Source organism: Acidobacteriota bacterium (assembly GCA_016715115.1).
Taxonomy (GTDB): Bacteria; Acidobacteriota; Blastocatellia; order Pyrinomonadales; family Pyrinomonadaceae; genus JAFDVJ01.
This window is the reverse complement of record JADKBM010000016.1, coordinates 16750-40458: the sequence shown is the minus strand read 5'-3', so window position 1 is coordinate 40458 and position 23709 is coordinate 16750. Positions and strand designations below refer to the sequence as shown.

At 57.4% G+C, this 23709-nt stretch carries 16 protein-coding genes and 1 tRNA gene; 9 read left to right on the top strand and 8 right to left on the bottom strand.

Features of this window, described 5'->3' with window-relative positions:
- Positions 1–38 precede the first annotated feature (38 nt).
- Together xseB and IPN69_17915 are read left to right on the top strand one after the other, a co-directional pair.
- Positions 39–314 (top strand): exodeoxyribonuclease VII small subunit, encoded by a 276-nt coding sequence (xseB, locus tag IPN69_17920; GenBank protein ID MBK8812590.1) that lies wholly within the window; start codon positions 39–41, stop codon positions 312–314.
- A gap of 101 nt (positions 315–415) precedes the next feature.
- A complete protein-coding gene (locus IPN69_17915) occupies positions 416–6424 on the top strand; it encodes an Ig-like domain-containing protein (protein ID MBK8812589.1) in 6009 nt (2002 codons plus the stop codon).
- Positions 6425–6492: 68 nt separating this feature from the next.
- Here the strand turns inward: IPN69_17915 and IPN69_17910 are convergent, their stop codons facing one another.
- Positions 6493–7167: a hypothetical protein gene (locus IPN69_17910; protein MBK8812588.1), complete on the bottom strand. Its 675-nt coding sequence runs from the start codon at positions 7165–7167 to the stop codon at positions 6493–6495.
- A gap of 142 nt (positions 7168–7309) precedes the next feature.
- Positions 7310–8149: a hypothetical protein gene (locus IPN69_17905; GenBank protein ID MBK8812587.1), complete on the bottom strand. Its 840-nt coding sequence runs from the start codon at positions 8147–8149 to the stop codon at positions 7310–7312.
- A 552-nt stretch (positions 8150–8701) separates the two neighbouring features.
- Between IPN69_17905 and IPN69_17900 the strand changes: the two genes are divergently transcribed.
- On the top strand, positions 8702–8944 hold the full coding sequence (locus IPN69_17900; protein MBK8812586.1) for a hypothetical protein: 243 nt from the start codon (positions 8702–8704) through the stop codon (positions 8942–8944).
- Between the two features lie 345 nt (positions 8945–9289).
- Here the strand turns inward: IPN69_17900 and IPN69_17895 are convergent.
- Together IPN69_17895 and IPN69_17890 are read right to left on the bottom strand one after the other, a co-directional pair.
- Positions 9290–9366 (bottom strand) — tRNA-Arg (locus IPN69_17895).
- 303 nt (positions 9367–9669) lie between these two features.
- Complete coding sequence (locus tag IPN69_17890) at positions 9670–10659, bottom strand: VWA domain-containing protein (GenBank protein MBK8812585.1); 990 nt, start codon at positions 10657–10659, stop codon at positions 9670–9672.
- An 808-nt stretch (positions 10660–11467) separates the two neighbouring features.
- Between IPN69_17890 and IPN69_17885 the strand changes: the two genes are divergently transcribed.
- The 4 genes from IPN69_17885 (at position 11468) to IPN69_17870 (ending at position 16756) form a co-directional block, all read left to right on the top strand.
- A complete protein-coding gene (locus IPN69_17885) occupies positions 11468–11953 on the top strand; it encodes a hypothetical protein (GenBank protein ID MBK8812584.1) in 486 nt (161 codons plus the stop codon).
- A 71-nt stretch (positions 11954–12024) separates the two neighbouring features.
- Entirely contained in the window at positions 12025–13944 is a 1920-nt protein-coding gene (locus tag IPN69_17880; GenBank protein ID MBK8812583.1) for a protein kinase, read from the top strand.
- Between the two features lie 18 nt (positions 13945–13962).
- Complete coding sequence (locus tag IPN69_17875; GenBank protein MBK8812582.1) at positions 13963–15354, top strand: tetratricopeptide repeat protein; 1392 nt, start codon at positions 13963–13965, stop codon at positions 15352–15354.
- Between the two features lie 250 nt (positions 15355–15604).
- The gene (locus tag IPN69_17870; GenBank protein MBK8812581.1) at positions 15605–16756 is read left to right on the top strand and encodes a carotenoid 1,2-hydratase; all 1152 of its coding nucleotides are present in this window, start codon (positions 15605–15607) and stop codon (positions 16754–16756) included.
- Between the two features lie 304 nt (positions 16757–17060).
- Here the strand turns inward: IPN69_17870 and IPN69_17865 are convergent, their stop codons facing one another.
- Both IPN69_17865 and IPN69_17860 read right to left on the bottom strand, forming a co-directional pair.
- On the bottom strand, positions 17061–17870 hold the full coding sequence (locus IPN69_17865) for a zf-HC2 domain-containing protein (GenBank protein MBK8812580.1): 810 nt from the start codon (positions 17868–17870) through the stop codon (positions 17061–17063).
- A gap of 392 nt (positions 17871–18262) precedes the next feature.
- Positions 18263–18955, bottom strand: a complete 693-nt coding sequence (locus IPN69_17860) for a sigma-70 family RNA polymerase sigma factor (protein ID MBK8812579.1) — start codon at positions 18953–18955, stop codon at positions 18263–18265.
- A 363-nt stretch (positions 18956–19318) separates the two neighbouring features.
- On the opposite strand from IPN69_17860, the gene IPN69_17855 reads away from it, so the two are divergent.
- Both IPN69_17855 and egtD read left to right on the top strand, forming a co-directional pair.
- On the top strand, positions 19319–20188 hold the full coding sequence (locus tag IPN69_17855) for a hypothetical protein (GenBank protein MBK8812578.1): 870 nt from the start codon (positions 19319–19321) through the stop codon (positions 20186–20188).
- Between the two features lie 126 nt (positions 20189–20314).
- Entirely contained in the window at positions 20315–21313 is a 999-nt protein-coding gene (egtD, locus tag IPN69_17850; protein MBK8812577.1) for an L-histidine N(alpha)-methyltransferase, read from the top strand.
- On the opposite strand, the gene IPN69_17845 is transcribed toward egtD, so the two are convergent.
- The gene (locus tag IPN69_17845) at positions 21294–22832 is read right to left on the bottom strand and encodes an ABC transporter permease/substrate-binding protein (GenBank protein MBK8812576.1); all 1539 of its coding nucleotides are present in this window, start codon (positions 22830–22832) and stop codon (positions 21294–21296) included. The two genes, egtD and IPN69_17845, sit on opposite strands and share 20 nt — an antisense overlap.
- A gap of 1 nt (position 22833) precedes the next feature.
- Positions 22834–23592 carry an ATP-binding cassette domain-containing protein gene (locus tag IPN69_17840; GenBank protein MBK8812575.1) on the bottom strand — a complete coding sequence of 253 codons (759 nt, stop codon included), beginning with the start codon at positions 23590–23592 and terminating at the stop codon, positions 22834–22836.
- Positions 23593–23709 lie beyond the last annotated feature (117 nt).

The window sequence follows — 23709 nt, the reverse complement described above, 5'->3', positions numbered from 1 at the left end:
TTGATGCAAAATCGCAAATCGCAAATCGAAAATCGAAAATGAAAAAATCCTTTGAATCATCACTCACGGAACTCGAACAGATCGTCCGCCAGCTCGAGGATGGCGATCTGCCATTGGAAGAGAGTCTTAAGTTGTTCGAATCCGGCGTCAAACTGACGCGCGAATGCCGCGAACGGCTCGACGAGGCCGAGCGCCGCATCGAAGTCCTGCTGAAGGATTCGCAGGGAAATCCTGTTCTTGAACCCCTCGAAACGGAAGATCTTCGGGAAACGCCGCCCGGAAAGCGGATCAGCTTCGACGACGATGAATTTTAGGATCTTCAATCCAATCCCCGATTAAGTTGTTTCCAACGGGAGAACCAATCACGTTGTGCGGCATCTAACTGGCTATATTCCCGGGTTTTTCAAGGGCCACGATGATGAACAAACGCCTGATCAGTTTTCTGCTTGTCTATTCGATACTCGCCAATCTATTTGTCTCGACAGTCCCGGGCCAAACCGTGACGCCGGAACCTGAAAAAGGCCTCGTATTTTCCCTTCGCGAGGCACCCGGAACCCCGACGGCCGCCGCGCCCGAAGCGCCCGATGTGCAATCGTTGGCCGAAGGCGATGCGCTGGCGATCTTTGAGCGCCTGCCGCCGCTTGAATCTCCCGGATCAGATACGAAGCAAAGCGTCGTCCCGACGGAGAGCCTGCCGCCGCCGAAGGCAGGACGCGTGATTCCGATGGATTCCGCGCCGGTCGAAGCCGTGCCGCCAACCGAAACGGTGCGGACGGAAAAACTTGGCGTTCTGCGAACCGCGCCAAATGGCACGGTTCCTTTTGCCGCCGAATTGAGTGTCACGTTTTCGCGGCCAATGATCGCGGTCGGCAGCCAGGAGGTCGCCTCGCAGGTTGTGCCGGTCCGGCTTTCGCCGGAGATCGCCGGGCGCTGGCGGTGGCTCGGGACGAGGACGATCGTTTTCGTTCCCGAGACGCGTTTTCCGATGGCGACGAGATACACGGCGACCGTTCCCGCCGGAACTGTGTCCGCTGCCGGCGAGCCCCTTGAAAAAGAAGTCTCCTGGACGTTTTCGACCGCGCCGCCGGAAATCACGGACTTTCAGCCGACAGGTGCGCGGGTTCGGCCCGGGGCGCTTGTTTACGCCCGGTTCAACCAACGCATCGAGCCCGCGAGCGTGCTTGCGAAGACAACCGCCACTGCCGACGGCCGAAAGATCGGGTTGAGACTCGCAACGTCCGACGAGATCGCCGCGGACAAGAACCTCTCCGAACGGATCGCCAACCAATTGCCCGATCGGTTTGTTGTTTTTCGGGCCGTCGAGCCGTTTCCGCGTGACTCGCTCGTGACTGTGACCTTCGATGCGGAAACACCGTCGGCCGAAGGACCGCTCACGGCGTCTTCACCGTTCTCACGAAGCTTTGAAACATACGGCTCATTCAAACTCGCCAAGTCATTTTGCGGCTGGCCGGAAGACAATCGGATCTGCGGTCCGAATCAGGACTTCTCGATGCGGTTCACGAATCAGCTCGACCCCGATTCGTTCGACAAATCGCTGGTCAGGATCGAACCGCCGATCGAGGATGCCGAGATCGTGATCTATGGCGACCGGATCGATGTTGAGCGCGGCATCAAACGGCCCCGACAGAATTACAGGGTCACGGTTTCAGGACGGCTCAAGGACAGCTTCGGCCAGACTCTCGGTTCCGACATTACGGCTGAGTTTCGCACCGGGCCCGAGACGCCCGCGATCTTCGCTGATTCCGGGCGTCAGGGATTTCTGACCGTCGACCCTGACGCGAAGCCGGTTTATTCCGTATTCGCGCGGAATTACAAGCGGTTGAAGATCAAGATCTACGCCGTCGGTCCGGAGGATTTCGGTGCTTACCAATCGCTTCGGGAGACGGAATCAACAAAGGCCCCTGAGATCGGGACGCCGGTTTTTGAAAAACGCCTCGGTGTCAGGGGAAAGGCGGACGAGTTCAAAGAAGCGAGGATCGACCTTGCGCCCGGATTCGCGGCTGGAAACCATCATTTGATCCTCGTTGTCGAGCCGGAGAGCGATCCCGAAGACACGGCTGAACAGCGTGTCGTCGTCTGGGTCCAGTCGACGAAGATCGGGGTCGATGGTTTTGTCGATCCGGCACGTCTAACGCTCTACGCGAGCGATCTGAAATCCGGAAAACCGCTCGCAGACGTCGAAATTGCGCTTTCGACCGGGCAGACGGCGAAATCGGCCGAAAACGGGCTTGCGACGATCGCGCTTCCGTCCGTGAACGCGACGGGCGATTGGTTGATCGCAAAGCGCGGCGGAGATTCCGCTGTTCTTTTTGCAACCGATTCGTATTTCAACAATCGGCAATGGCGCAACACTGACTCCCGCAATCAATTGCGTTGGTTCGTGTTCGATGACCGGGCGATGTACCGTCCCGGCGAAACCGTTTCGCTGAAAGGATATTTGCGCCGTTTCACTGCCGGCGTCGCGCCGGACATCGACGGTCTGAATGAAAGCGTCACGAATGTCGACTACGCATTGCGAGATCCTCTCGGCAACGAGATCGCGAAGGGCCGAGCCGATGTCAACAAGTTCGGCGCGTTCGACTTGAGGATCGATCTTCCCGAAAACGTCAACCTCGGATACCAAACCCTGAAATTCAGCGCCGAAAATGAGATCGAGTCGTCTGTTTTCGAGCATCGATTTCAGATCCAGGAGTTTCGGCGGCCCGAATTCGAGGTCACCGCGAAAAACGACTCGCCGGCCCCTTACTTGCTCGATCAATCGGCGATCGCGTCGGTCGAGGCGAAATACTATGCCGGCGGAGCTCTCAAGAACGCCGACACCGTTTGGACCGTCAAGGCGACGCCGGCGGAGTTTTCGCCGCCAAACCGCGAAGGCTTCACGTTCGGGGAATTCGTGCCGTGGTGGCAGCGTTGGAGGTCGAACCGCTTCGAAACGACAAAGACGAAGACATTTTCGGGCAAGACCGATGCGAACGGGAAGCACCGTTTGGCGCTCGACTTTCTGAGCGCGGACGAGGCGCGGCCCTACACGGTCACCGCCGAAGCTCGCGTTTCCGACGTCAACCGCCAGACGCTTGCGGCGTCGACGACGATGCTCGTTCATCCATCGGATCTTTACGTCGGCGTCCGCACCGAGACGGCCTTTGTCCTTCCGAACCAGAGTTTCAAGGTCGAAACGATAGTTACGGACATCGGCGGAGAAGCGGTCGCGGGTGTTCCGCTGACGCTCGTCGCCGAACTCAAGGATTGGGAACAGATCAAGGGCGAATGGAAGGATGTCACGGTTTCGACCGAAGTCTGCGAGACTCGCTCACGGGAAAGCGCCGCCGTCTGCGATTTCAATGCGAGCCGCGGCGGCCGGTTCGAGTTCACCGCAACGGTTTACGATTCCAAGCGCCGGAAAAACGTCACCAAATCGCAAATGTGGGTTGGCGGCGGAAAGTCCGAGATCTCGCGCGATGTATCGCAGGAGACGGTCGAACTGATTCCTGCCAAGAAGTTGTATGCGCCCGGCGATACTGCAGAAATACTCCTGAACGCGCCGTTTTATCCGGCAGAAGGCGTGATCACGATTCGCCGCCGCGGCATCGTTCGAACGGAGCGTTTTACGCTCAACGAAGCTTCGACGGTCTTGAAAGTCCCGATCGACGAAGGGCTGGTTTCGAATTTCCATCTTCAGGTCGATCTTTTCGGCTCGGCCGCCCGCGTCTATTTCGAGGACGAGCGGGACAAGAAACTGCCGACGCGGCCGGCGTTCGCGACCGGAGAACTGAGCCTTGGGGTTTCGACAAAAACCCGCACTCTGACTGTCACGGCCGAACCAAGATCGCGCGGCCTCGCTCCGGGCGGCGAGACGGAGATCGATGTCGCGGTGAAGGATTCTCAGGGACGGCCCGCGGGGAATACGGAGGTCGCGGTGGTCGCCGTGGACGAAAGCATTCTGGCGCTTACCGATTATCGCATCCCGGATCCGATCGGTGAATTCTACGGCGATGTCGAGCAACGCGTTTCAAGCCATTACTCGCGTGGTTCGATCTCGCTGGCCGACCCTTGGGATCTTACCGACGCGTCGAAGCTGGGATTTCGAAGTGACGGCCGTGGTGCGGGTGTCGGCAACGGTTACGGGTTTGGGAGCGGCAACGGGAGCGGCGACGGGGATGGCGACGGGATCAGTTTCGGTCTTTACGACCTGCGAAACGGGCGCGAATCGGACTCGCCGTTTCGCCGGCTCGAGATCCTTGCGAACCTCCAGCGTCCGCCGAACGCTCCGGAGCCGATTCGGATCCGCCGGAACTTCGACGCGCTCGCGCTGTTTTCACCGACGGTCCGGACGGATCGCGACGGTCGGGCGACGGTTCCAATCAAGTTGCCCGACAACCTGACCCGTTACCGGATCACGGCCGTCGCCGTGACGAACGCGAAACAGTTCGGCAAGACCGAATCGGCGATCACCGCGAGTCAGCGCCTGATGGTCCGACCGTCGGCGCCTCGGTTTATGAATTACGGAGACCGAGCCGAACTGCCGGTCGTTCTTCAGAATCAGACGAACGAAACGCTGACCGTGAATGTGGCTGTCCGCGCTTCGAACGCCAGGTTGACGAACGGAATCGGGCGTCGCGTCGCGGTTTCGGCGAACGATCGCGTCGAATTGCGGTTTCCGGTAACGACCGATTCGACCGGACTCGCCCGTTTTCAGGTTGGCGCGGTCGCGGGCGAACTTGCCGACGCCGCGGAGTTCGCGTTTCCGGTTCTGACGCCGGCGACGACCGAGGCTTTCGCAACCTACGGGACGAGCGATAAGAACGGCGCTCTTTCTCAAAAAGTGTCGGCGCCCCCGGATGTCTGGCCCGATTATGGCGGGCTCGAGATAACGACTTCGACAACGCAACTCCAGGAATTGACCGACGCATTCATCTATTTGCACGCTTATCCGTTCGAGTGTTCGGAGCAGGTTTCGTCCCGAATGCTGAGCACTGCGGCGCTCCGCGATGTGCTCGCGGCGTTCAAGGCCGACGGTCTGCCTCCGAAAGGTGAGCTTGACGCCCGAATGAATGTCGATATCGAAAAAATCAGAAAACTTCAGCACGCGGACGGCGGTTTCAACTTCTGGTCCGCAACCGGCGACTCGATTCCATACGTCTCCGTTCACGTGACTCACGCCTTGGCCCGCGCGCGGGAGAAGGGTTTTGCGGTTCCTCCGAAAATGCTCGATCGCGCCGGTGATTTTCTGAAGAACATTGAGGCGCGGTCACGCCAATACTATGGAAATCCGATCGGCTGGACGTTGTCGGCGTACGCCCTTTACGTGCGTGATCTTCTCGGCGACCGCGATTTGAAAAAGGCGCGCCGATTGGTTGCGGAATCAAAGATCGAAACGCTTTCGCCGGAAACGATCGCGTGGCTGCTGCCGATATTGGCCGAAGACAGGGAATCGGCGAAGACGGTCAGGGAGATGCGCCGCGTACTGCTCAATCGGGTCGTCGAAACGGCCGGTCGGGCAAACTTCGTTTCGGGAAATCGCGATGGCGAGTATGAACTGCTTTCGTCGAATCGTCGGACGGACGGGATCGTACTTGAAGCGCTGATCAGAACGCGCTCGGCAACGACCGACGACCTGTTGCCGAAACTCGTCCGCGGGCTTCTCGATGGTCGCGTTCGCGGGCGTTGGCGGAACACACAGGAAAACGCGTTTGCGTTGCTCGCCCTCGACCGTTATTTCAAGGAGTTTGAAAAAGACGTTCCCGATCTGAAAGCACGCATCTGGTTCGGTGGGTCCTTTGTCGGCGAGCGGAGCTTTGCCGGCCGTTCGGCGGATTCAGGTTTGGTGAAGGTTCCGATGAGCGAGGTTTTGCGGCAAGGAACGCCGGAACTTATACTCGACCGGCAGGGGACCGGACGACTTTATTATCGGATCGGTTTGAGATACGCGCCGAAGAACGCGCGACTCGAGTCGGCCGATTACGGCTTCACGGTCGAGCGCGGTTATTCCCCGATCGACGATCCGGCGGATGTCATTCGAAACGCCGACCGAAGCTGGACGATCCGGGCCGGCGCGCGCGTTCGCGTCCGGCTGCGGTTGGTCGCACCGAAGCCGGGCAATCACGTTGCGCTGGTCGATCATCTGCCGGCCGGTTTCGAGATCGTCAATCCCGAACTGCTGACGAGCGAGCGCCTGCCGCCTGAGCCCGAAAATCCGCGCGGCCGTTGGTTCGACCATCAGAATCTGCGCGACGACCGTGCCGAAGTTTTCAGGTCGATGCTCTGGCCTGGAATCTGGGATTACACCTACATTGTGCGCGCTACGACTCCGGGCGAATTCATCGTGCCTCCGGCGAAGGCCGAGGAAATGTATTCCCCCGAGACGTTCGGACGGACGGCGACGGAGTTTGTGACGGTAAAGTGAAAAAGGGGTAGACGGAAGAAGGGCGGGCTCGGATGGATCGGGCGCATGAATCCGCGCTGCAACAAAAGTCATCGGATCCAAATGCCCGTCAATAATTTCCACGAATGCCTGATGCCGTTTATCCAAAACTCCGAGAACCGTTCACCGCCGCCGGCGACGAAGGCGATGACGGCGCCGTAGCAGATGAGGTTCATCACCGGCAAGATCAGAAGCGTTTTCAGGATTCCGGCTTTCTTCAGATCGGGTTGGCGAAAACTCGTTTCGCTCCAGCTTGAAACGAGGTGAAAGGCGGTCGCCCAGCCGAGCGCTCCGAGCAGGTAGTTCGAACTCATTCCTGCAAACCAGGCAACGACAACGACGAAGATCGAAACCGTCGGGAAAAAGTACGGCGCAAGCGTGACCCAGGTCTGACCGGTCGTTCCCCAGCCGACGTGTTTCACCTCGCCGCCCCCGTGGGCGCTGACGCGAAAGCCGACGGGCATTTTCAGAAACAGAAGTCCGATCAGCAAATGGGTCAATTCGTGTTCGAACGTTTCAATCCAGCTCCAGATCGAATGGATCAGCGGCCGCAGGAGGAAATAACACGGAACGAAGATCGCGGCTCCCGCCAAAAACGACGTCCAACGCGGATCGCGAAGCGAAACCGTTGCCGCCGCCCGCAAGGTTTCAACGCCGAAGCCATAAAACAGAAACGGCACCGACACGGCGAACAGAATGAAACATATCTTCGAAAACGTCTTCATCGGCCTTACACGAAACTACGGACTTCGACCGCTTTTGTCAAAAATTTACATTACCGAATCCCTCGACGCGGCAACCCGCAACCGTACGAACATAAAAACGGGCGCGACAGACACGCCCGTTCAATTCAGATTTGAAACACCGTCATTCGATCACGAACGTTGCGGGTTCCAGCTTTTGATTGATGAAATACTGGTTGAATGCCAGCTTCCAGATCGCCGTCTGCGCACCGCTCATCGCATCGGTAAGCAGCGTGATCTTCATTGCGTGCGGCAGATCTAAGCCGTCCTCTTTCTTGAAATCGGAGAAATCCTCGGTCAGAAAATAACGCGCCTCGCGCTGTCGGGCCGAAGAATCCGCGGTTCGCCCCTGCTGCGCGGATATGATCTTGCGATATTCCGTTCTGACGTGCCGGAAGGTCTCTTGGTCGATGTAGATCCGGATCGTCAGGTCGGAACCGCCTTTCGGCGAGTAAGAAAGGACGTAGGTTTCGCGGTCGTCGATCTTTTTCGTGCCTTCGGATTCGACCTTTGCCTTTCTGGCCGCGAGATCGTAAAGTGCCCACGTCGGAGAAAGGACGCCGCCGAAAAGTCCTTCCGAGAACGGGTCGCCGAAACTGAAAATGTAGCGGCCCAAAGCCGACCGCTCGCCCGGCAGAGTGAATCCGACGGTCACTTTCTTTCCGTTGTAGCCCATCTTGTCCTGCGGATATTTGGGATTCTGGAACGCCATCGCGAACGCCGATTTGTCGCCTTCAAAGGCAAGGACGCTCTGGCCGCTGATCTTCATCCCGCCCGAGGCTTCGATCTCATATTCGGCGGTGCCGATCACGACACGGTTCTTGACCGCACGTTTTTCAGCGGAACCGACGGCTGCCAAATGTTTGGCGATGATCTCTTCGGCCTTCAATTTCTGAGCCACGGCAAGACCGGAAAACAAGAAAAGGCAAACGGCCGCGATCGCGGCGAAACTTAACGACTTCATCTTCAAAAACCTCACAAAATCAAGCATTCGGGGATACTTTTTAAGATACAGGAAACAAGTTTGGCTGTACAGTTTTGATGCCCCCAAGCTCCCGCCGCGACCCGAACCACAACTCTTCCGGCAGCGCCAGCCCGAACTCGCCCGTCAACCAGCCGCAGAGCGGCGGCAGACTTTAGCCGTGGCGCGTAAACCCACGGTATTGATCAAAAAGGACGCCCGAGTCGCAGAGCGACGACACGGTACATTTTGGATTTTGAATTGCCGATTTGGAGGATTCCGTCGATTCCAAGGTCACAACATCCCGAGTTTCGACGATTCCAAATGGTTTCCCCTCGGGCATTTCGCGATCCGTCGCATCCGAATTGGGCAAAATCCGTATTCGCAGATCCCAATTCCCGAGCGCGATGTGCCGCCGCTGCCGCGGCTCGGGGACGAGTTCGCGCGACGTTACCGTGGGCTTACGCGCCACGGCTAAACTATGCCGCCGCTCGCGCGGCTGGTTGAACCGCGAATCTTGAGTCGACCGGGACCAATCGCGCCGAAGCCGACGCATTGGTCTCAGGAGATCGGTACGGCAACAGCACGGCACTGAATCCATCGATTGGCGTGGTTCAGACATTCACGACGCCGACGATCGATCCGGCGACGAACCGGTTCATTGCCGCCAATCAAAACTTTCGCAACGACAAAAACGGAAATCTGGCCACCGACGGCGACAACCGAACCGTCATCTTCAACGGCGAGAACAAACAGCACGAGATAAAGAACGCCGCAGGCCAGACGATCGGGCGATAATTTTATGACGGCGAGGGAAAACGCGTCAAGAAGATCACCTGGAACACCCAGGGAGTTTCGGAGACGACTGTTTTCGTCTATTCCGTGGGAAAGCTCGTCGCGGAATACTCTAACACGCAGGTTCCGGTGACGAATCCGACGACACGCTATCTGACCGAAGACCATCTCGGACACCGCGCGTGATCACGGACAGCGAAGGCAACGTCATCTCAGGCCGCGATCTTCTCCCGTTCGGCGAATAGCTCGGGGCCGACGTCGGCGCACCTATGTTGCACCAAACACAAAAGGCAGGCTTTCGGGCCTGCCTTTGCGGTTGCTTAAACGTTCTGTTTATTGAAGTTGAAATGGTACACCCGGCATGATTCGAACATGCGACCCCTTGATTCGTAGTCAAGTACTCTATCCAGCTGAGCTACGGGTGCACAAAGGCGAATGAAGAGAATACTAATTCGGGCGATTATGTGTCAAGCAAAGTGGGGGAGAGTGCAGAGTGCAAGCAGAGTGCAAGCAGAGTGCATAGTGCAGAGTGCATAGTGCAGAGTGCAAGTGCATAGTGCAGAGTGCATAGTGCATAGTGCATAGTGCAAGGTGCGGAGTGCAGAGTGCAAAATGGAAAGTCCCGACACTTGTTTTTTTCCGGACTATGCACTCCGCACTCTGCACTATGCACTCTGCACTATGCACTATGCACTCCGCACTATGCACTTTGCACTTGCTCTTTGCTCTTATTTCGCGAAATATCCGGGCCGGGTTCTTGAGATCAGTTCCGCGTTGTCGACGTCGAGGCGGATGGTGCGCCATTTGCCGTCGCGCTTTTCGTTGGTCGACTGATATTCGATCGTGTAGAGCGTCCGAAGTTCGGCGGCGACGGCGGCGTAGAGACGGCCCATTTCTTCGAGTCGGTTGATCGTGTTGAGCCGTCCGCCGGTGCGGTCGGCCATTATCTGCAGGCGCTGGCGCGCGGCCGAGAACATCGCGATCTGGATCGGCGTCGGATCGGCCAGTTTGAAAGGGTCTCCGGTCGGCAGCGCGAGAGGATAGATCGTCACGCCCTGAACGTCCGACTTGCCGAGGACGCGAACGAGCAAATCGCTCGCCTCGGGTTTGATCGCCGCACTCAGATCCTTTTCGTTCACCCTCTGCAGAAAATCACGATCGATGTCGCGGGCCGCAGTGTCGACTCCATCGGTCAGAACGATGATCGCCTTCCGGCGTTTTCCCTCGCCCTTGAGCTTTTCGAGCGAGAAATCGAGCGCCTTGTAAAGCTGCGTCTTTCCGCGCCCGTTGGCGACGCCGATCGAATTTCCGATCGTCTTTCGGTCGGTCGTGAAATCGTTGCGGAGATTGACCTTGTCGTAAAATTCAATGACCGCGACCCGGTCGTCGGGCGCGAGCGCGTCGACGAAGCGATATGCCGACTGCCGGATCGTTTCGCGAAACCCGAGCGTCGAACCCGACATATCAAGGATCATCACGACCGAGAACGGCGCGACGGTCGGCTCGAAACGCGAGATCGACTGTTTGACGCCGTCCTCAAAGATCGCGAAATTGTCTTTTGAGAGACTGGTGATCGGGCGCCCCTGGCGGTCGACGACGCCGACGTTCAGCCGGACGATCGAGGAATCGACCGTGATCGGCTCATCGTCCTGCGCGAACGCGATGCCGGCGCACAGGAACAACGTAAATGGTAGAAAGAATAAAAGTTTGCGAAACATACACGAAATTTTACTAATCAGACGCCGATTTCCGAAGCCTGGTTGCACCGCCGCGCCGAATTGGTTTTACGATGTTTCGTCGATCGCTGTTTCAATTCTGCCTTCGGTGTCAGGCCCGGCGGGTTTGCCGGGGATCAACCCTGATTCTGGGATCCAGATTCGGGGGCTTCGAAGAACCAACCATACTGCGTTTCCCGAGTGGTTTCCGGAACAGTTATCAAACTTATCTTTCCGGAAGACAGTGATTTCAAAGTAGTTGAGTTGGTAGTCTGCGAATGAACACAGGTCGGCGTGTCAGCCGCGGAAAATCCCGACGAGCGTGTTACACACGCTGAATTGAATTGTTCGTGGTTGACACCACGTTCCGCTCCGCTTCACGTGGTGCTCCGCACGCTTGAAGATTCCCAAACGGCCTTTTTCCGACAGGCTCCTGGAATACTGGAATGCTGGAATATCTGGAATCCGGAATACTCGTTTCCTCCCAAGTGTTCTTTCAATGCTCCCGATCACGCAAGCGGCCGATCCAAAACTCTGCGATCTTGGCGAACTTTGCACGAAATGCAGATGATTCATCGCCGATCAGGAGTTGCACCGTGCGGAGATCCCAAAGAACGCAACGTCTCCGGGGCGAACCCGATAGGTCGGACCTTGTGACGCCTTACGCGCAACGTCAAACTGCGGAGCGATTTGTCAAAGGACTCTTTAACAACCAGGCCGAATTGGACTATAATCCAACTCAAACGAATTTACGGCGGTTCCGTCACATTACCGCCGACTCAACGCCTCGAATAGAAAAAGGGGAACCTCAGTGATCTATAAACCCAATTTTTGCTGCAATTGCGGCGAAAAAATCGAACGTGTCGAATGGAATTTCTCGAACAGCCGCCGATTCTGCGATGTTTGCCAAACCGAGTTCTTCGTCGAGGACTGGCTACCGACGGTCCTCGCCGGCGTGATGGCGATGATCGGACTCTTCGGCGTCGGAACTTACTTCAAGGCGGCAAGCGCGCCGCCACCGGCCGCGTTCAGCAAGCCCGCGCCCGTCCGAAACGCGAACCGAAACTCGAACGTCGCCGCGGACCAAACACCGTCCCCGGCGAATCGAAACATCGCAAACTTCGGCGAGCGGACGCGTCCCACTCCGGAGCCAACCGAGGAATCAGCCGAGTTTTGCGGCGCTTTGACCAAGAAAGGGACGTCGTGCACACGCCGCGTCAAAGGCGGCGGACGGTGTTGGCAACACAAAGATCAGCCGCCTCCGGCGGGAAATTCGAAAACGCGCGCCGCGCCATAGTGATTTTTCGCGGAAATTCCTTATAATTCTTTTGATTGGCAAATTTCAGAGAACCGTTTGCGGCGAATCATATGACACCATTAGCACAAAACACTTTACTGCAGAACCGATATCTTGTCGGCCAGATGATCGGCCAGGGCGGAATGGGCGAGGTTTATCTCGCGATAGATCAGCGCGTCGGCGGTCCGGTGGTGATCAAGCGCACCTATTTTGCCGGCGACGACGTTCTCGGCGGCGGTTTCGAAAACGAGGCGCGTGCGCTCGGGCGTCTGCGACACCAAGCGCTGCCGAAGGTTTCCGACCATTTCGTCGAGAACGGCGAACAGTTTCTCGTGATGGATCATGTTGCCGGCGACGACCTGTCAAAACGCCTCGCAACGACGCAAACGCCGTTTCCGCTGAGTTGGGTGATGTTCTGGGCCGACCAATTGCTCGACGCGCTCGTTTATCTTCACTCGAACGAGCCGGCGATCGTCCATCGCGACATCAAGCCGCAAAATCTCAAACTGACGGAAAACAACAACGTCGTTTTGCTCGATTTCGGGCTGTCCCGAAAGGGAGTTGCGAAACTTGAGGGCGGCGCGGGATCTGCGGGTTTCGCCAAGCCCTACGCGCCGCTTGAGCAGATCCGCGGCGCCGAAACCAACCCGCGAAGCGATATTTTTTCGTTCTCCGCGACGCTCTACTTTCTTTTGACGAACGTTGTCCCGCCGGATGCGACCCAGCGGGCCGACGCCGTTCTGAGTGGGAGACCCGATCCGCTTCGGCCGATAAGCCAGATCAATCCGGAAGTTCCGGCTTCGGTCTCGGAAGTGATCCAGAAGGGAATGGCGGTTAGCCAGGACCAGCGTTTCGCTGATGCGCGATCGATGCAAAAAGCACTCCGCGAGGCGTTCGCGCGGATGAACGAGGCGACTTCCGAGAAGACCGTCGTGATGAATGCGCCGGTAGAGACGTCTCCCGGCGAAGCGCAAATGGCCTCAAAAGAAGATATGGGCGCGGCAACCATCCCGTTCGGAATGGTCGTCAATTTGCCGGAACCGTCGACCCCGGCCCCGGCGGAGGTTCAGCCCGCCGAGTTTGACGCGACGATCCGCTATGACGGCCCGATCATCGACGCGCCGGCGGCTCCGGATTCGACGCCGAAACAGGCCGATATCAAGACCGAGGTCTTCATCTCGCCGAACCTGACTTTTGAGGAACCTTCGGCGCCGTTCACCGAAACACCGGCTCCGGCGCCGTTCACAGAGATGCCCGAGTCTTTTGGCGAGACGCCTTCTGCGCCGGCGGCGGCGAACGAGACATTTCTTCCCGACGCAACCGTGCCGATCGTGAATCTGGACGCGCCCGAGGCACCGGCTCCGCATAACGATCAAACGGGTTCGTACGGCGGATTTTCCGAAACGAGCGATTTTTCGGTTCCGGCTTCGCCGTTTGCGGACGGCGGTTTTTCGGAGACGCCGGCGGCCGAATCATTCGCGCAGCCAGAGCCTGAACCGGCGAGTCCGGCGGCGGTGGCGGCAGTTGCCGCCGCGCCCGAAAAGAAAAAGACGTCGAAGGGATTCCTGATCGGAGTGTTGATCGCGTTGTTCCTGCTGATGATTCTCGGCGCGGGCGGCGCCGGTCTCGCTTGGTACGTCTATTCGGGCAAAGGCAGTTTGTTCGGTCCGTCCGAAACGCCGACACCGTTGCCGACGCCGTCAGCTTCGCCGACCGTGACGGCGACGCCGACGCCGGACGAATCGAACACCTCGAATCAAAACGGAACGGTCGATTCGTCGCCGTCGCCGACCGTGTCGCCGGAACCGACCGCGACTCCGGCAACCGATGTGACGCCTGACCGACAGAATACGCCTGTAACGCGACCGACGAACGTTCCGCCGACGCCGCGTCCGACGCAGGTAACTCCGCAGACGCCTCGGCCGACGATCAAGCCGACCGTCAAACCGTCGGCCAAACCGACGCTTCGCGGACGCGAGATTCCGCAGTAAGCGGGAGGATTTGAAAAGATGCAAAGGTACAAATTGATTAGATTTTTCGTTTTGTTCATCGTTCTTTCGATCGCCGCCGGATCGGCGGTCTCGGTTCCCGCGCAGTCAAAAAAAGATCGCGAACGGGCCCGCAAGATCGCTGTTCAGGGCGACGCGTTGTTCAACAAAAAGGACTATCGCGGCGCGATCGGCAAGTATGCCGAGGCGATCGTCGTTTTTCCCGGCTATGCGGCGGCTCATTACTGGAAGGCGTACGCCCATTACTATTTGAAGGAAAACGACCAGGCGCTGACCGATTTTGACGCCGCCATCGCCAAGGGCTACGACAAACCGATCGAGATCTATCGTGTGCGTTGGTTCCTGTATTTCGAGAAGGGCGACTACGACGCCGCGTTCCGCGATGCCTCCGAGGCGGCGCGGATCGAACCGAAGAACGCCAACTATCAATTCGCACTCGGTGACATTTTCAAGGCCAAGAAACAGTATCCGGAAGCGATCGAGAGTTACAAGAGAGGGCTTCAGTTCCGTCCGAACGAGGCGGATGTTCATTACAATCTCGCCGAATCTTATGCGAACGTCGGCGATTATCTGAACCAGGGGTTCGCGGCGCTCGATGCTCTGAAGTACAAAACGCGGTTCGTCGGCGAGTCTTATTTTTTGGTCGCGGACGCGCTCTATCGTGCGAAGAAGTATGACGAAGCGATCGAATACTACGAACGCGCGATCAACGTCAAGCCCGAGATCTACGGTGCTTATATTGCGCTTTCGGACATCTACCGGATCAAGAACCGCTTCGCCGATGCGGTCGCGACCGCGAAAAAGGGAATCGAGCGTTACCCGACGGATTACAACCTTTGGATCGGATTGAGTTGGTATTACAGCCTCGCCGACAGGCATCAGGACGCGGTGATCGCGGCGCAGGCAGCGATCAAACTCGATTCGGCGCAGTCGATGGGATATACGAACCTTTGCCGTGCCCTCAACGACACGAAACAATACAGTCAGGCGGTTCAGGCTTGCAACTCGGCCTTGCGGATCAATCCTGGCGACGGTGAAAGCCATCTTTACATCGCCCGCGCGTACGAGTTCTTGAATCAAACCGATCGCGCCGTCGACAACTACAACAAGGCGATCACGGGACTGATCAAATATACTCAGGAGAATCCGGACTATTCGGACGGGTTTTATCTGCTCGGCAACGCATACTTCGCGCTTCAGAAGGACAACGACGCGATCAGGGCATATCTCGAATGCCTGCGGCTTGCGCCCAATTTTGCCCGGGCGCGATACACGCTTGGATATTCGTATTTCTCGGTCGGCAACAAATCGGCCGCACGTGAGCAATACAATCTGCTTCTGAACCTTGATCCGGTTTTGGCCGAGAAACTGCGGGCGGTGATCGAGAAATAGATCACGCATTTGTTTCGTCTCGAGAAGTAGATAGCGACAACACCGCGCCTTTGCGACTTGGCGGGAAAACGATCGGTTCGATTTGAATCGGCCGATGTTCCCGCTATTTCGCGAGGGCGCGACGTCCGAATGTTAAAGCGTTCAGTTCTGACGGCTCGATTCGTATCCAAAAGTCCGCCGTATTCTTTGTTCACTTTCCCCGATGGGCTCAATCCGCTAACCTTATACCAGGAGGGACAACAAACAAGGGATGGAAAAGCAAGACAGCATATTCGAGAATTTTGAAAAGACGGCCGCGGAACTATTTGAGAATCTCGCGGTCACGTTTGCCGGGCCGGCCGAAACTTTGCGTGACGGAACCGAACTCGATCCGGTAACTCTGCCGCGCGACCTCTACGCGCACCACGGGGCGCAAACCGAATGGTGGTACTACACGGGTCACGGCGAGACTTCGTCGGGAAAGCGTTTCGGATTCGAACTCGTATTCTTCAAACGGCGGACCGACCTCGACAAATTCTCGATGGTTCCGTTGCGGATCCTCGGCAATCCCATCTATTTCGCGCATTTCGCCCTGACCGACGTCGACGGCGAGAAATTTCAATACGCGCATCGCAAAAGCTCTAACGGTTGGTTCGACTATCCGGCCTCGGCGAGCGAGAACCATTTTCACCTTCGGCTCGGCGACTGGTCGCTGCGTGAATCGCACGGGACGCAGATCCTCCGCGCGACCGTCGGCGATCTCGTCTTCGAAGCCGATCTCAAGCCGTCGAAAGCGCCGATCCTGAACGGCCGCAACAAGGACGGCGTGTCGTACAAGGACGAAGGCGAAGCCTCGCGCTACTTTGCATATACGCGGATGGAAATGGAAGGCGATATCGTCCGCGGCGGACGAGCCGAGCATTTCAAGGGTTCGGCGTGGATGGATCGCGAGTTCGGAACGTGGACGCCGACCGAGAACCAAAAAGGCTGGGATTGGTTCTCGATCCAACTTGAAAACAATACGGAGCTGATGTGCTATCAACTGCGCGACAGCGAGAATCGGGTCTCGCCGTTCTCAAGCGGGACGTTCATCGACGCCGATGGCAAGTTCACGCCGCTCACGCACGAGGATTTCTCGATCGAGCCGACGGGCTTTTGGAAATCGCCCGCATCGGGCGCGACCTACCCAAGCGGTTGGCGGGTCAAATGCGACCGATTCGGACTCAACCTGCTGGTGACGCCGTATCTTCGCGAACAGGAACTCGACACGCGCGGAACGACGATGATCATTTACTGGGAAGGCGCCTGCGAAGTCGCCGGCGACGTCGGCGGACGCGCATATGTTGAGTTGGTCGGCTATGACCGTTCGCACGAATCTCCTAATCTGGCCTATTTCTTGATGGGAAACCAGTTCGTTGGATAAAGCTTCCCGGCACAATCCATTTGGGATTTTGGATTTCGGATTTTGGATTGGTCGTGACCAAAAGGAATCCGATCGCGACACGCGGTCTTTCATCGATTTGCGGTCACGTGTGATCGCGAACTCTTATGGGTGGACGAAAATCCGCAAATCCCCATTCCAAAATGCGATGTGTCATTGCTGACTCGGGACCACGGTCTGAAGACCGTGGCAATTGAAGACCGTGGCAATTGAAGACCGTGGCAATTGAAGACGGCGGCAATTTGGGGCCGGGACTGTCAGAAGGCTGTGTCATATCGCGGGTGGGTTATTTCTTCGTTTTTGGTTTTTTCGTGCTCACGTCGACCCGCTGGATCCGGAGGACTACCCGCACCGAATCAGCGCGTCGGTCAAGCGATGCCGGGACGAACGGTGCGTTTGATGCGTCCTGCCGCAACGCTTTTTCAAGTTCGATGAGCGTCCGCGAATCGTCGAGCGGTTCGACGACCTCGTCAACGATCGCCAATCCGTCGCTGAAAACATCCGCGACCACGACCACCTCGCTGTCCTTCATCGACCCGCGGGTCAGGGACTTGGTCAAAGCGATGAGCGCGCCTTCAGGGTTGATGCTCGGCGATTCACCCGAAACGGCGATTCGTTCCGCCGCAAATGCCGTAGGCGTGATCACGTCTCCGACGCTCGAGGTTACCGGCGGAAGGAAAACGGGCGTTGTTGAATCCTGTGTCGATGCGACGTCGCGCGCCGGTCCGGCCGTTCCCGAAAGCAACATCCAGAGCATCGTGAATCCGATGACGACCGACGCCGCGCTGCCGACCGCGTACGGCATCACGCGCATCTTGAGAAACTCCCGAAAACCCTCGGGAACGAAACCGAAACGCGAATTCCTCGAACGGTAAAGCTCGGTTCTCATCGCACTCCTGACCGTCGAGGTCAGATCGGCGGGTACCGCCGGCCGCGAAATCCGTCTGAGGCTCGAACGCAACAGTTCAAAATCATCAAGCTTCTGGCGGCAAATCGGACACGTTACGAGATGCGAATCCACGACGGCCTTATCTTCAGACGACAAAGATCCGTCCGGATAGAGCGATAGGCTAAGTTGTAAAGTTTCGCAGTTCATATTAATCAAACCGATCTTCGATTTTTGATCTTTGAAAAGAAAGATCTGCGCGAATGTTCAAAAGTTCGAAGATCAAAATTCAAAGTCCAATGTTTTCCGGTGAATAACTGACTGACCCCGGCTGTTTTCCTTTGCGGGAAAACAACGAATGTCCTTGTCGGATCGCAGCGCGCGCTTTCGGCCGTTTGGCTACTTGCTTGTTGCTGGTCAGTTTTCAAAAAAACCGAACCGCTCCGCCGCTTTTGATCCGCCGCCGACACATCGTTACCTTTGACCTCTCGTTTGGCACCGATTTTTCGTCTCCAGGTAAAACCGGGGCGAGTCAATTATCCACCGTTTCGATTCGGGATTTGCGGTGTCCGATTTCGGACCCCGTTTCCCGGATCGAGTTTTCAAATATCCCTCAGGCGTTTTCGCAGATCATCGCGTCCGCGGGCGATCCGCGATTTGACCGTGCCGATGTTGACGTCGAGCGCGGTCGCGATCTCTTCGTAGCTCAGGCCCTCGATGTCGCAGAGCACCACGGCTTCACGGAAGATGTCGGGCAACTCGCCGAGCGCGGCGCGCAAAAGTCTTTCGCGTTCGCGCCGCAACGTCGTTTCTTCCGGGTTCGGCGAATCGGACGAGAACGTTTCGCTGAGCGGCGTCTCCGAAGGGCCGAAACTGACGTCGAGCGAGATCGTCTGATCGCGACGGCGGCGTTTCCACCAGCGGAAACGATTTCGCGACTCGTTGATCGCGATCCGGAAAAGCCAGGTTTTCAAATTCGCTTCGCCGCGGAATTTCGAGATCGCCCTGAGCGCGCTCAGGAAAGTCTCCTGCGTCAGGTCGCGAGCCTCCTCCGGGTCCTGCGTCAAGCGGTAAAGCAATCCGTAGATATCGCCGGCGTAGCGGTTGGCGAGAACGTCGAAGGCATCGGCGTCTCCCGCTTTCAATCTTTCAATGAACTCGATCTCTCCGTAGGCAGCATCGGACCGCGCGGCCAATGCGGCGCGCCCTAATTCCTCATCGTCCAAACTGATTGACTTGCTGAAGAACATCTCCTGCCTAGCGATCTCCTCAACCGGGAATTTCGAATTGCTCACCCGCATATTTCGCGGACTGAACTGTTAGACACCCGATTCCCGGATTTGTTCCCGGCTATTTTTCCGATCGGCCGGACAAACGAAAAAGGCGAATGAAATCCAGTTCATCAGTCCGGTCCCCAGCGCCCCGATTCTTGCGAGGCGAGTCCCGACACTCGAACTAGACGCAAGTTTCGCGGTTTTTCGCGCAATTCGCGGGCAGAAGTTTTCTTTCTTCCCACCACGATCCCTTTCCTTTTGTCTCCGATTCCGGCAATCGCTTGCCACGACCGTGTTTTTAGGCTAAATTAACTCTTTTGGAAAATTTCCATTAGGGCTGATTATATAACGAACAATCATTTGAGAGATTGCAATTTTTAACAGATGGCACGTAAAAAACGAACTCCTGAAGCGGTGTTGCCGACGGAAGAGAAAAAGGAAATACCGCAGTACCGCGATGCGTTTCAGTCGACGATGATCAAAAAGGTCGAGGACGCGCAAAAGAAACTTGAGGGCAAGGGCAAAACGGCGCTGTACACGGTGGCGGCGATCGCCGTTCTGCTTATCGTCGTCGCGATCTTCTGGCGCTGGTCGGGTTCTAACGATGCGAAGGCACAGGCGGCGCTCGGCAAGGCGATCGAAACGTCGCAGGCGCAGGTGACCGACGTCCCGGCCGCGGCTGGTTCGACGCTCAAGACGTTCAAGACCGAAAAGGAACGCGCCGAAGCTTCGATCGCGGAATTCCAGGCCGTCGTCGACAAGTTCGGCGGGGCGGTCGGCGAACGCGCGAAGTATTTTATCGCCGTCAACAAATTGAGCATCGATCGCGCCGGTGCAATCACGGAACTCGAAGGATTGTCGAAGACTTCCGGCGATATCGCCAGCCTCGCGAAGTTCGCGTTGGCGCAGGCGAAGGCGGCCGACGGAAAGACGGATGAGGCCGTGGCGCTCTATCAGGAACTTGCCGGTTCGTCGAATCCGGTCGTCGCCAAGGACTCGATCAATTTCGAACTTGCGACGCTCCTCGAAAAGCAAGGCAAAAAGACCGAAGCGGCTGACATTTATTTCAACATCGCGAAGGCGGCAAGCGAAGCGAAGGACACCGACGGCAAACCGGTCCCGCCGGGAACGACGGCACGCGAGGCCAAGGACAAACTCAAGGAATTGAACCCCGAGAAGGCAAAAGAGATCGTCGAGCCGACTCCGGAGAATCCGCTTGGCGGCGGGAACCTGCCGCCGATCCTGCAGCAGTAAGCTTGAGGGATGACCGATGTGGAATGGGGGTGACGGCCGCGAGCTTTCATCCCTATTTGATTTTGGAATGGCTGAATCTGGCCACAGCGAATTCCAGATTGATCGATCGAATTCAGACTAGAAACAATGGCGGATGAAACGGGAAACAAACTCAGCATTTTTGCCGAAGACGTGCGATCCGGCCTGACCGCGAATCCGAAAAAGCTCTTCTCCAAGTACTTCTACGACGATGCCGGCAGCGATCTGTTTCGAGCCATAATGGATCTGCCCGAGTATTACCTGACGCGGGCCGAGACCGAGATCTTCGATAGGCAGAAACTTGAGATCGCTCGGGCGTTCGCCGCGCATCACGCCGGTTTCGAACTGATCGAACTCGGCGCCGGAGACGGCACGAAAACAGCGATCCTGATCGAAACGCTCATCAACGAGAGGATTGATTTCAGCTACTCGCCGATCGACATCTCCGAAAAGGCGCTCGCGGTCCTGACCGAACAGTTCAAGGCTCGATTTCCGGCGCTTGTCGTCAATCCTGTCCACGACGACTATTTTCACGGACTCGAACGCCTCAAAGCCGGTTCGGAGCGCGGTAAGATCGTCCTGTTCCTCGGCTCCAACATCGGTAACATCACGGTCGCCGACAGCGTCGCTTTCCTGAACCGCGTAAGGTCGTCGATCAATGACGGAGATCTGTTGTTCATCGGTTTCGACCTGCAAAAAAATCCGCAAACGATCTTGCGGGCCTATGACGATTCCCGCGGCGTCACGGCGGCCTTCAATCTGAATCTGCTGACACGGATCAACCGGGAACTCGGAGGGAATTTCGAACTGTCGAAGTTTTCACATTATGCGAACTATGACCCGGCCGACGGCGCCGCGCGATCGTATTTGATCAGCCGCGAGAATCAGCGGGTGACCGTGGAGTATTTGGGCAAGACCTTCGAGTTTCGGGCTTGGGAGCCGATCTTTATGGAGATATCCCAGAAATACACGCTCGGGATGATCGCCGATATTGCCAGGAAAAGCGGGTTCAATGTCGTCACCGAATTTCTCGACGAGAAGCGCTACTTTGCGGATTCGCTTTGGCAGAGCGTTGGCTCGGCGCAAGCTAGAACCCCTTTTTCCTGATCCATTCGGAGACGATATCTTTTGGCGGACGTTTGTTTCCGTCGGCTTCGAAATTCAGTCGCCTCATCTCGTCCGTCGAGATCGCGTTCCGCATTTTTTCAAATATCTCACCCAGAATTCCCGATTTGTCGGCGCGTCCGATGAATACCGCCTGATACGGCGGGAAGTAGTTTCGGTCGTCCGTGAGTTGAAAAAGGTCGAGCGCGGCGATCAAACCGTCGGTCGAGTTGCCGGCGATGATGTCGACCTGGTTCGACGCCAGCGCGCGGTAGGTCAATGACAGATCCATTTCGCGCGGTTGCTTCGCGAATTGAAAATCGTACGCCTTTGCAAAACCACTGTAACCATCGGCCCGCGACATAAAGTCCTGGCCGAAACCCGCCTGCCAGTCCTTCGAAAGCGGAACGGCCTGGCTGATCGTTTTGAGGTTGAGCCGCCGCGCCGTTTCGCCGCGAACGAGAATCGCGAAATCGTTCGAAAAACCAAGCGGCGGGCTGACCGTCAGGTCGAACCTCTCGGCATATTGGCTTTTCGTTTGCTGATAAACCGCGTCCGGGTCGGTCAACGGGGCGTTTTTGAGGATCGCCGTGAACGCCGTTCCGGTGTATTCGGGGTAGACGTCGATTTGGCCGGAAACGACCGAATCGTGTGCCAGATTTCCGCCGAGTTCAAAGTTTCGTTCAACCGCGACGCCGCGCTTCTCGAGCATCTGGGCGAGAATCTCGGCAAGGATGATCGATTCGGTAAAGTCCTTTGAACCGACCCTGATCGGGTCTTTGCCGATCGGCGAAACGCCGGAGCCCTGCAAAAAGCTCAAGCCGCCGACCGCCAGCAACAAAATACAGGCGACAACGGTCGCCAATTTTCGCCGGCGCGAACCCGCGCGTTCACCGAAACGAAAGGCGCGTTCGATCTGTCCGATCCCAAAGTCGGCCAAAAGCGCGAGCAGAGCCGAAAACAATGCGCCGGCGAGGAGCAGGTTATTGTCGTTTTGCCGAAGTCCGCGAAAAATGTAAGTGCCGAGACCGCCGGCGCCGACAGCCGCGGCGATCGTCGCGACGCCGACCGCGATCACGATGGCGACGCGGATCCCGGTCAGGATCACCGGTGCCGCAAGCGGCAGTTCGACCAATTTCAGCATCTGCCCGTCGGTCAATCCCATCCCGCGCGCCGCTTCGCGGACTTTCGGGTCGATGTTCAGGATTCCAGTCACGGTGTTGCGGATGATCGGCAAGAGCGAATAAAGAACGAGCGCGATGATCGCGGTTCGCGCGCCGATACCGCCGATGAACGGCAAGGGGATCAGCAACCCGAATATCGCCAGGGAAGGGATCGTCTGCAGAATGTTCGCCAACGCCAGCACCGGGGACCTCAACCTCTCGATGCGCGTCAGCACGATTCCGAGAGGAACGCCGATGAGGACCGACGCGAAGGTCGAGACGGCGACAAGCACCAGATGTTCGCGCGTCAGCACGAGGAGTTCGAACCAGTTTTGCCGCAGAAACTCTAAGAAGTTCATTTCAATGTAGTCCCGCGATCGTTTCGAGGTATGCCTTCGCCAACGGTTCTTCAGCGTTCAGAAATCCCTTCGCGGTTTCGAGAACCAGGATCTTGCCGCGGTCCATCAGCGCGATCCGGTTTCCGAGTAGAAGCGCCTCACGCAGGTCGTGAGTTACGAGAATCGCTGTTTTTCCGAGCGCTTTGACCAGCGCCGCAAATTCTTTTTGCAGAGAGTTTCGGGTTATCGGATCGAGTGCGCCGAAGGGTTCGTCGAGCAGCAAGATCGGCGGGTCGGCCGCCAGCGCGCGGGCGACGGCGACGCGCTGGCGCTGGCCGCCGGAAAGCTCGTGCGGAAAACGGCCGGCAAACGTCTCCGGTTCGAGGCCCACCAGTTCGAGCATCTCACGCGTCCGCGAGTCGGTTTTCGGTGCGTCCCATTTTTCAATCCGGGGAATCAGCGCGACATTCTCGGCGACCGTAAAATGCGGAAAGAGGCCCGCTTCCTGCAGAACGTAGCCGATCCGTCGGCGAAGTTTGATCTTGTCCCAGGACGCCGTCGATTTTCCCTCGACCAGAACGACTCCGGCGGTCGGGTCTGCGAGACCGTTGATCAGCCGGAGCGTCGTCGTTTTTCCGCAACCGGACTCGCCGAGCAGGACGAGCGTCTCGCCGCGTTCGATCCGCAGGTCGAGCCCGTCGAGGATCGTCGCCTGTCCGATCGAAAGTCGAACGTTACGAAGTTCAACCGCGGGTTCATTTTTGTCCGTCAGATAAGTCATATCGCTGAGCCGGGGCACGATAACTTTAACGCGAAAGCCCGGCAAGTCAAAACGATTTCCGTTGCCGCAAGGCGGGGCGGGAATCCGCGGCCTGAGACTTTTCCGGCGGTTTTTGGT